Genomic DNA, 9,418 nt, shown 5'->3' on the forward strand with positions numbered 1-9,418 from the left:
CCACCTCCGCGGTCGCGGCGTCGGCGCGTGCTGCGGCCTCGCGCAGCGCGGTGCGCAGCTCGTCGACCCGGGCCGCGAGCTGGTCCCGCTCGCGGCGCAGCCGCGTGGTCTCGGCGCGCGCGGAGCGCTCGGAGGACAGCTCCTCGTCGAGGGCCCGCGCGCGCTCGACGGCGGTTTCCCAGCCGTCGGGGCGCAGCAGGAACGCCCCGGCCGCCGCCTCGCGGACCGCCGCGGGCGTCCCGGGCGCGCCCGCTGTCTCGCCCGCGGACCCCGTCACGTCCGGGGCGGGCGTGGTCTCGTCGTCGGTCCGGCAGGGTGCGGCGTCCGGCGGCTCCACGGCGTCGCCCGCTCCGGACGGCTGCGGCGCGCCGGGAGCCGGGTCGTGCTCTCGGGACCAGGCGACGGCGACGGCGTGCCGGAACCCGGCGTCGTCGAGGAGCGCGCGCCACAGGGGCGCCGCGCCGGCCGTCGCGCGCCGCCGCGGCGCGAACGCGCGGACGCGCTGGAGCCCCGCGGGGACGAGCGCGGCGTCGAGGTCGCCCAGCGTCCGGGCCGCCGCGTCGACGAGCAGGTGGCGCACCGACGGCGGGACGTCGCCGCCGTCGGGCGCGGCACCCGGCGTCCTCCCCGCAGCCATCTGGTCCCCCGTCCGCGCGCGGCCCGCGGCGCGCCGCGGGTGTATTCGTCCCTGATCGTCCCGAATCCCCGGCTCCACCCTATGCCGTCACGGCTCGGGGCGGTGACCCGCTCGCGGACGGTGTCGGTGCCCCTGGCTAGCCTCACCGCCATGTCGTCCGGCCCCCTCCTCGCCTCGTCCCGCACGGAGGCCGCACCGCGAGGGGTCCCGGTCCAGCCGACGCTCGACGACCTCGGCACACCGCTGCGCGAGGTCACCTTCGTGGTCGTCGACCTCGAGACGACGGGCGGGTCCCCGGCGGGGGCCGGAATCACGGAGATCGGGGCGGTCAAGGTCCGCGGCGGCGAGGTGCTCGGCGAGTTCCAGACCCTCGTGGACCCCGGCGTCCCCGTCCCCGCGTTCGTGGCCCGGCTGACGGGCATCACGTCGTCGATGGTCGCGAGCGCGCCGCGCATCGAGGCCGTGCTCCCGAGCTTCCTGGAGTTCGCGCGCGGCGCCGTGCTCGTCGCGCACAACGCGCCGTTCGACATCTCGTTCCTCAAGGCCGCGTGCCGCGCCGCGGGCTACGAGTGGCCCGGCAACCAGGTCCTCGACACCGTGCCGCTCGCGCGCCGCGTCGTCACGCGCGACGAGGCTCCCAACCACAAGCTCGCGACGCTCGCCGCGCTGTTCCGGGCCACCGTGACCCCCGAGCACCGGGCCCTCGCGGACGCACGCGCCACCGTCGACGTGCTGCACGCGCTCCTCGCCCGCCTCGGACCGCTCGGCGTCACCCACCTCGAGGACCTCGCGGGCGCGACCGACCCCGTCCCGCAGGACGTGCGCCGCAAGCGTCACCTCGCCGACGGCCTGCCCGACGCCCCCGGCGTCTACCTGTTCCGCGGCCCCGGTGAGGAGGTCCTGTACGTCGGCACGTCGACGTCGATCCGGCGGCGCGTCCGGTCGTACTTCACGCGCTCGGAGAAGCGCGGCCGGATCACGGAGATGGTCCGCATCGCGCACGCCGTGACCCCGGTCGTGTGCGCGACGCCGCTCGAGGCCCAGGTCCGCGAGCTGCGGCTCATCGCCGAGCACGAGCCGCGGTACAACCGGCGCTCGCGCCACCCCGAGCGCATGACGTGGGTCCGCCTCACGGACGAGGCGTACCCGCGCCTGTCCGTCGTGCGCGACGTGCGCGCGCCCGCCGCGCACATCGGCCCGTTCGCGTCGCGACGCCAGGCCCAGGCCGCGGTCGACGCGCTGCACGACGCGTTCCCGCTGCGTCAGTGCACGCGACGCCTGCCGGTCGTCGCGTCGCCCGGCGCGACGGCGTGCGTGCTCGCCGAGATGGGCCGCTGCTCGGCGCCGTGCACCACGACCGCGCGCGACGACGGCTACGCGGTCGTCGCCGACGACGTGCGCACCGCGTTCGAGGGCGACCCGTCGCGCGTCGTCGCCGAGCTCGGCCGGCGCATCGTCGCCCTGTCGCGCGACGAGCGCTACGAGCAGGCGGGCGAGCTCACGCACCGGCTGCGCGCGTTCCTCACCGGAGCCGCCCGCGCCCAGCGCCTCGCGCCGCTCGCGGCGTGCCCCGAGCTCGTCGCCGCACGGCCGACGGACGCGGGCGGGTGGGAGGTCGTCGTGGTCCGCCACGCGCGGCTCGCCGCGACCGGCGTCAGCGAGCCCGGCGTCGACCCGTGGCCGCTCGTGCACGCGCTCGTCGCGACGGCCGAGACCGTCGCGCCCCCGGTGCCGCCCGCGCCCGCGAGCCACCCGCACGAGGCCGAAATCCTCCTGTCGTGGCTCGAGCAGCCGGGCGTGCGGATCGTCGACGCGGCCGGCCCGTGGGCGTGCCCCGTGCGCTCGGCGGCGTCGCACGTCGACCTCGCGACGACGGCGCGCGACGTAGCCCGGCACGGCGCGCCCACGGCCCCGGACGACGACGGCCACGGCGCGTACCGGAACGCCCTCGGGCTCGGGCCGGGGACGCGCGCCGACCTGCACCCGGACGGCGCCGTGACCGTAGAGTGGTCGCCTGTCGACGACCCGTCCCCGGAGGAACCATGCTCACCGCCATCGTCCTGATCGACACCGACCCCGCGCGCATCCCCGAGGTCGCGTCCGAGGTCGCGGACCTCAAGGGCGTCAGCGAGGTCTACTCGGTCACGGGCAAGGCGGACCTCGTCGCGATGGTGCGCGTCCAGGAGCACGACCAGCTCGCCGACGTCATCGCCGACCGCATCAGCAAGGTGCCCGGCGTCGTGCGCACGGAGACGTTCATCGCCTTCCGCGCGTACTCGAACGTCGACCTCGAGCAGGCGTTCGCGCTCGGCCTCGACGACTGACGCAGGAGCGTCAGTCGCGCTCCGCGGCCCGGGCCCAGCGCGTGAGCGTCTCGCGCGCGGCGCCCGAGTCGACGCTGCGCGCCGCGAGGTCGTAGGCGGCGCGCAGGCGCTCCACGAGCGTCCCCTCGGCCGTGCCGGGCAGCGTGCCGTCGGCGACGAGGCCCGCGGCGGCGTTGAGCAGCACCGTCTCGCGCACCGGCCCCGCCTCGCCCTCGAGGAAGCGCCTCGCGACCTGCGCGTTGTGCGTTGCGTCCCCGCCCCGCAGGTCCGCGACGGTGACCGGCGCCAGCCCCAGGTCGGCCGCGGGGTCGAGCCGCTGCTCGGTCACGACGCCGTCGCGCACCTCCCACACGGTCGCGCCGCCCGTCGCCGCGAGCTCGTCGAGCCCGTCGTCGCCCCGGAACACGAGCGCCGACGTCCCCCGGCCCGCGAGCACGCCGGCGATGAGCGGCGCCATGCGCGCGTCCGCGACGCCGATGGCCGCGGCCCGCGGCTGCGCGGGGTTGGTCAGCGGGCCGAGCACGTTGAACGCCGTCGGGATGCCGAGCTCCTTGCGCGCGACGCCCGCGTGGCGCATCGACGGGTGGAAGACCATCGCGAAGCAGAACGTGATGCCGGCCTCCTGCACGATCTGCGCGACGCGCTCGGGCCCGTGGTCGAGCCGGATCCCGAGCTGCTCGAGCACGTCCGCCGCTCCGGACGACGACGTCGCGGCGCGGTTGCCGTGCTTGACGACGCGCACGCCCGCGCCCGCGATGACGAGCGAGGCCATGGTCGAGATGTTGACCGTGTGGGCGCGGTCGCCGCCCGTGCCGACGATGTCGACCGCCGGGCCGTCGACGGCGAACCGGCTCGCGTGCGCGAGCATCGCGTCCGCGAGGCCGGTGAGCTCGGCGACCGTCTCGCCCTTGGCGCGCAGCGCGACGAGGAAGCTCGCGAGGCGGACGGGCGACACCTCGCCCGACATGACCTGGTCCATCGCCCACGCGGTGCTGTCGGCGTCGAGGTCGTGGCCCGCGACGAGCTCGGTGAGCAGGCCGGGCCACGTGAGCCCCGCGCCCGTCGAGTCGCTCGTGGTCGAGGCGGCGGGGTGCGGGGTCGCGGTCACGGGTGGCCCTTCGGCTGGAGTTCTCCTGGTCGGCTACTGCGTGCGCGCGGCACCCAGCAGGTCGGCGACGGCGCGCTGGAGCACGACCGCGTCGAACGGCCGGGGCACCGCGTCGTCGGCGAGCGACCACGATGCTAGCCAACCGTCCTGCGGCCTGCCGGTGAGGACCAGGACCGGCGGGCACCGGTAGACCTCGTTCTTCAGCTGGCGGCACAACCCCATGCCCCCGGCCTTGTCCGCCTCGCCGTCGAGCACGAGCAGGTCCCAGCCGCCCGCGTCCGCGGACGCCACGACGGCCGCCGGCGTCGCCACCTCGAGCCACTCGATGTCCGGCTGACCCGCACCCAGGCGACGCCCGACGGCGAGGCGCACCTGCTCGCGCACCGTCACGTCGTCGCTGTACAGGAGGATGCGCGGCGCGCGCGGGGAAACGCTCGTGTCCCCGTGCGTCGTCGTCACGGTCGTCGTCATCGTCGTCACCGTCGCCTTCGTCGTTCCCGCTGGTGGGTCCGGGAGTGGCGCGCGCCAGCACCTGACGCGCGCGTCCCGACTGGCATCTTGGCACGTCGGACCCGGTTCCATCACCCCTGCGCGCGCACCTCCCGCCGACCGGCGCGCGGGCCGGGACCAAGGGCCCTGGCCCGCGTACCGGCGCCGTCGGTTTCATGGCACTTCGAAGCGATCCGTCACCAAGTGCAGGTCTGCGTGGGAAGATCTGGAGACATTGTGAGATTCACCGCCTCCGGGCGGCCGTCTGCGTGCCGCAGAGGGGCCGTTCGTCGGCCATAATGGCTCCTGTGTCGACCGCAACGGCTGCCCCCCACGCCCATCAGCACGTGAGCGTCAACCGACCGAACCCCGTCTCGGTCGGGACGATCGTGTGGCTGGCCAGCGAGCTCATGTTCTTCGCCGGCCTGTTCGCCATGTACTTCACGGTCCGCGCCGTGATGCCCGCCGAGGAGTGGGCGTTGCAGGCGGACAAGCTCAACCTGACCTTCGCGGCGATCAACACGACCGTCCTGGTGCTGTCGTCGGTGACGTGCCAGATGGGCGTGTGGGCCGCCGAGCGCTTCCAGCCCGTGCGCACCGGCTCGATCCTCCAGGTGAACCGCTGGGGGATGAACGAGTGGATGACGCTGACGTTCCTCATGGGCGCGTTCTTCATCGGCGGTCAGATCTTCGAGTACGCCGAGCTCGTCGAGCACGGCGTCTCGATCTCCTCGACCCCCTACGGCTCGGTCTTCTACATCACCACCGGGTTCCACGGCCTGCACGTCGTCGGCGGTCTGATCGCCTTCCTGTTCCTTCTCGGCCGCTCGTTCTCGGCCAAGAACTTCGGGCACCACGAGGCCACCACGGCCATCGTGACGTCCTACTACTGGCACTTCGTCGACGTCGTGTGGATCGCGCTGTTCTTCGTGATCTACATCCTGCGCTGACGACGCTGCCGGGGTCCGCCCCGGACCGCCCACCCGCCCCCTGCTCCCCCACCTGCGAGACGAGGATCATTTCGTGAAGGCACTCGCCGCCCGCAGACACCACCGCCTCGCGCCGGTCGTGCTGCTGCTGCTGGCGCTGCTGGTCACCGGTGGCGTCTACGCCGCCTTTGCACCGACCCCGGCCAACGCCGAGACCGCCAGCACCGAGGACATCGAGACCGGCAAGAAGCTCTTCCAGGCCAACTGCGCCACGTGCCACGGACCGAACGCAGAGGGCTCCGACACCGCGCCGTCCCTCGTCGGTGTCGGCGCGGCCTCGGTCGACTTCCAGGTGTCCACCGGCCGCATGCCGATGCAGATGGACGGTCCGCAGGCGCTCCAGAAGCCGCGCCAGTTCGACGAGGAGCAGACGGCGCAGCTCGCCGCCTACGTCGCGTCGCTCGGCGCGGGCCCGGCGGTCCCCACGGACGAGCAGGTCGACGCCTCGCTCGGCGACGTCGCCAACGGTGCCGCGATCTTCCGCACCAACTGCGCGATGTGCCACAACGCCGTCGGAGCGGGCGGTGCCCTCTCCGAGGGCAAGTTCGCCCCGCCGCTGTGGGACACGTCGGAGCGCAACATCTACCAGGCGATGCTCACCGGGCCCCAGTCGATGCCGGTCTTCAACGACGCGACCATCACGCCCGAGGAGAAGCGGGACGTCATCGCGTTCCTCGTCGACCAGCGCGAGGGCTCGGCGGGCGGCCTCTCGCTCGGCTCGCTCGGCCCCGTCAGCGAGGGCCTGTGGGCCTGGATCGTCGGAATGGGCCTCCTCGTCGGGGCCGCAGTGTGGATCGGAGCGAAGTCCTCGTGAGCGACTACCAGAACCCCCGGTCGCCCGAGTCCTCGCACCGCGAGGTCGGGCACCGCGAGCAGCACGGCTCCCTGGACACGTTCCCGGACCCGGGCCTGCCCGAGCACAAGAGCCGCCAGGCGGACCGCGACCCGCGGGCCGCGAAGCGCGCCGAGCGGCAGGTGGCGACGCTCTTCGGCATCTCGGCGATCGGCACGATCGTCGCGCTCGTCGTGTACTTCGTCATCCCGCCGGACGGGACGACCGCGGGCGTGCGCCTGTCGACGCTCGCGCTCGGCCTCGCCATCGCCTTCGCGCTGCTGGGCATCGGCTTCGGTGCCGTGCACTGGGCGAAGGTCCTCATGTCCGACCACGAGAAGGTCGACGAGCGCCACCCGATCGAGAGCGACCCGGAGACCCGCACGGCCGCGATCGCGGAGCTCGAGGCCGGCGTCAAGGACTCCGGCATCGCGCGCCGCGGCGTGCTCAAGGGCGCGGTCATCTCGGCCCTCGCGCTCTTCCCGCTCACCATCGCCGTCCCCCTCGTCGGGAGCGTCGGCGGCGACTGGAACGTCTCCAAGTTCAAGCACACCCTCTGGAAGCGCGGGACGCGCCTGGCGATCGACCCGTCCGGGCGGCCCATCAAGGCGGCGGACGTCACGATCGGCTCGGTCGTGCACGTCATCCCCGAGGCCTCCCAGGAGGAGATGCAGTCCCACGAGTGGATCACGGAGAAGGCGAAGGCCGTCGTCCTCCTGGTCCGTCTCGACCCGCGCGACCTCAAGTCGGACCAGTCCCCCGAGGGCGAGACCTGGTCGTACGACGGCATCGTCGCGTTCTCCAAGATCTGCACGCACGTCGGCTGCCCCGTGGCGCTCTACGAGCAGCAGACGCACCACCTGCTGTGCCCGTGCCACCAGTCGACCTTCGACGTGGCCGACAGCGCCAAGGTGGTCTTCGGCCCCGCGAAGCGGCCCCTGCCGCAGCTGCCGATCACCGTTGATGACGAGGGCTACCTGGTTGCGCAGAGCGGCTTCCACGAGCCCATCGGCCCGAGCTTCTGGGAGCGTCTGAAGTGACCACCAGCACCGGAACCGCCGCACCCCAGGCGGGAGCACGCAAGGGGGCCGCGCCGACGACGCCCGCCGGCAAGGCCGCCGACTACCTGGACCAGCGCACGAGCATCGGCGTCGCCGTCAAGGAGTTCGCGCGCAAGGTCTTCCCCGACCACTGGTCGTTCCTCCTCGGCGAGATCGCCCTGTACTCCTTCATCGTCCTGATCCTCACGGGGATCTTCCTGACGATGTTCTTCGTGCCGAGCATGTCGCTCGTCACGTACCACGGCGAGCCCGCGTCGATGAACGGCGTGCTCATGTCCGACGCGTTCGCGTCGACGCTGAACATGTCGTTCGAGGTCCGTGGCGGTCTGCTCATGCGGCAGATCCACCACTGGGCCGCGCTGATCTTCCTCGCCGCGATCGTCACGCACATGATGCGCGTGTTCTTCACGGGCGCGTTCCGCAAGCCGCGTGAGGTCAACTGGCTCGTCGGCATGCTGCTCATGATCATGGGTCTCGCCGCCGGCTTCTCGGGCTACTCCCTCCCGGACGACGTCCTCTCCGGCAACGGCCTGCGCATCACCGACGGCGTCGTGAAGTCGATCCCGCTCATCGGCTCGTACATGTCGTACTTCATCTTCGGCGGCGAGTTCCCCGGCGAGCACATCATCCCGAGGCTCTTCACCGTGCACATCCTCCTCGTGCCGGGCCTGATCCTCGCGCTCGTCGCGCTCCACCTGTTCTTCGTCGTGCTGCACAAGCACACGCAGTACCCGGGTGGCGGCCGCACCGACACGAACGTCGTCGGCTTCCCGCTGTTCCCGGTGTACGTGGCCAAGGCCGGCGGCTTCTTCTTCGTCGTGTTCGGCATCCTCGCCCTCATGGGCGGCACGATGGCGATCAACAACGTCTGGAACTACGGCCCGTACGACCCGTCACCGGTGTCCGCCGGAGCGCAGCCCGACTGGTACATGCTGTTCCTCGAAGGATCGCTGCGCCTCATGCCGGGCCAGACGGAGTTCGTCATCGGCGGCTACACGCTCTCGCTGAACGTGCTCATCCCCGCCGTCGTGATCCCGGGCCTGCTGTTCACGTTCCTCTTCGCCTACCCGTTCCTCGAGGCTGCGGTGACGAAGGACAAGCGCGAGCACCACGTGCTCGACCGCCCGCGGAACGTCCCGGTCCGCACGGGTCTGGGCGTCGCGTTCCTCACGGCGTTCATCATCCTGGCGCTCGCCGGGTCGAACGACCTCATCGCGACGCACTTCTCGCTGTCGATCAACACGATCACGTGGGTCTTCCGGATCCTGCTCTTCGTCGGTCCCTGGTTCGCGTTCTGGGTCACCAAGCGCATCTGCCTGGGCCTGCAGCGCAAGGACCGTGAGCTCGTGCTCCACGGCCACGAGACCGGCCGGATCGTGCGCTTCGCCCACGGCGAGTACATCGAGGTCCACCGTCCGCTCGACGAGCAGGAGCGCTGGCTCCGGGTCAACTACCAGGCCCACGCCCCGCTCGAGATCGAGCCGGCGACGGACTCGCGCGGCGTGCGCCGCAAGGGCTACAAGAAGGACAAGCGCCTCCAGCGTCTGTCCCGGTTCTTCTACGAGGACCGCATCGAGCCCGTGACGCCCGCCGAGCTCGCCGCCGCGCACTCTCACGGCGAACACGACGCGCTCGAGAGCACGAGCCACGAGCAGATCGAGGCCGGGACCGCCGCCGTCGGCGGTGGGCGCGATCTCGTCGAGCCGGAGAAGGGCGCCGACGAGCGCTGACCCGGAGGTTCCTGCACAGTAGGACGATGACCCGCGACCAGCCCCCTCACCGAGGTGGGCAGGTCGCGGGTCATCGTCGTCTTCGTGCCCGGACGCGCCCGGCCGCGTCGCTCTGAAGCCGAAGGCACCGCCAGATCGTCGCCCAGGGGCCGCGGGACCACCCCGGCGGCCCCGTACCCAGGAGGTACTGAAGATGCCCGTCTACACCCTGCCCGAGCTGTCCTACGACTACGGTGCGCTCGAGCCGC

The 9,418-nt window shown here is 72.7% G+C and carries 8 protein-coding genes and 1 pseudogene; 6 read left to right on the top strand and 3 right to left on the bottom strand.

What is annotated here, in order from left to right; translation table 11 throughout:
• Positions 1-637, bottom strand: a pseudogene (locus tag GJV82_RS18600) (NYN domain-containing protein); the annotation flags it as partial.
• A gap of 150 nt (positions 638-787) precedes the next feature.
• Between GJV82_RS18600 and GJV82_RS18605 the strand changes: the two are divergent.
• Both GJV82_RS18605 and GJV82_RS18610 read left to right on the top strand, forming a co-directional pair.
• A complete protein-coding gene (locus GJV82_RS18605) occupies positions 788-2,701 on the top strand; it encodes a DEDD exonuclease domain-containing protein (RefSeq protein ID WP_115942714.1) in 1,914 nt (637 codons plus the stop codon).
• Positions 2,680-2,961: an Lrp/AsnC family transcriptional regulator gene (locus GJV82_RS18610; RefSeq protein ID WP_024840033.1), complete on the top strand. Its 282-nt coding sequence runs from the start codon at positions 2,680-2,682 to the stop codon at positions 2,959-2,961. Before GJV82_RS18605 ends, GJV82_RS18610 begins: the two co-directional genes overlap by 22 nt.
• Positions 2,962-2,971: 10 nt before the next feature.
• Here the strand turns inward: GJV82_RS18610 and trpD are convergent, their stop codons facing one another.
• Entirely contained in the window at positions 2,972-4,069 is a 1,098-nt protein-coding gene (trpD, locus tag GJV82_RS18615) for an anthranilate phosphoribosyltransferase (RefSeq protein ID WP_024840032.1), read from the bottom strand.
• A gap of 33 nt (positions 4,070-4,102) precedes the next feature.
• Complete coding sequence (locus GJV82_RS18620) at positions 4,103-4,540, bottom strand: response regulator (protein ID WP_051471558.1); 438 nt, start codon at positions 4,538-4,540, stop codon at positions 4,103-4,105.
• A 317-nt stretch (positions 4,541-4,857) separates the two neighbouring features.
• Here GJV82_RS18620 and ctaE point away from each other — a divergent pair, with 317 nt between their 5' ends.
• From ctaE to qcrB, 4 genes are all read left to right on the top strand, one after another.
• Positions 4,858-5,508, top strand: coding sequence for an aa3-type cytochrome oxidase subunit III (gene ctaE / locus GJV82_RS18625; protein WP_081772256.1), 651 nt, complete (start codon positions 4,858-4,860; stop codon positions 5,506-5,508).
• Positions 5,509-5,581: 73 nt separating this feature from the next.
• The gene (gene qcrC, locus GJV82_RS18630) at positions 5,582-6,361 is read left to right on the top strand and encodes a cytochrome bc1 complex diheme cytochrome c subunit (RefSeq protein WP_024840029.1); all 780 of its coding nucleotides are present in this window, start codon (positions 5,582-5,584) and stop codon (positions 6,359-6,361) included.
• Positions 6,358-7,419, top strand: a complete 1,062-nt coding sequence (gene qcrA / locus GJV82_RS18635; protein WP_404812997.1) for a cytochrome bc1 complex Rieske iron-sulfur subunit — start codon at positions 6,358-6,360, stop codon at positions 7,417-7,419. Before qcrC ends, qcrA begins: the two co-directional genes overlap by 4 nt.
• Positions 7,416-9,170 carry a cytochrome bc1 complex cytochrome b subunit gene (qcrB, locus tag GJV82_RS18640; RefSeq protein WP_024840027.1) on the top strand — a complete coding sequence of 585 codons (1,755 nt, stop codon included), beginning with the start codon at positions 7,416-7,418 and terminating at the stop codon, positions 9,168-9,170. The genes qcrA and qcrB overlap by 4 nt, the downstream gene beginning before the upstream one ends.
• Positions 9,171-9,418 lie beyond the last annotated feature (248 nt).

It is taken from the genome of Cellulosimicrobium composti (assembly GCF_009711085.1).
Classification (GTDB): Bacteria; Actinomycetota; Actinomycetes; order Actinomycetales; family Cellulomonadaceae; genus Cellulosimicrobium; species Cellulosimicrobium composti.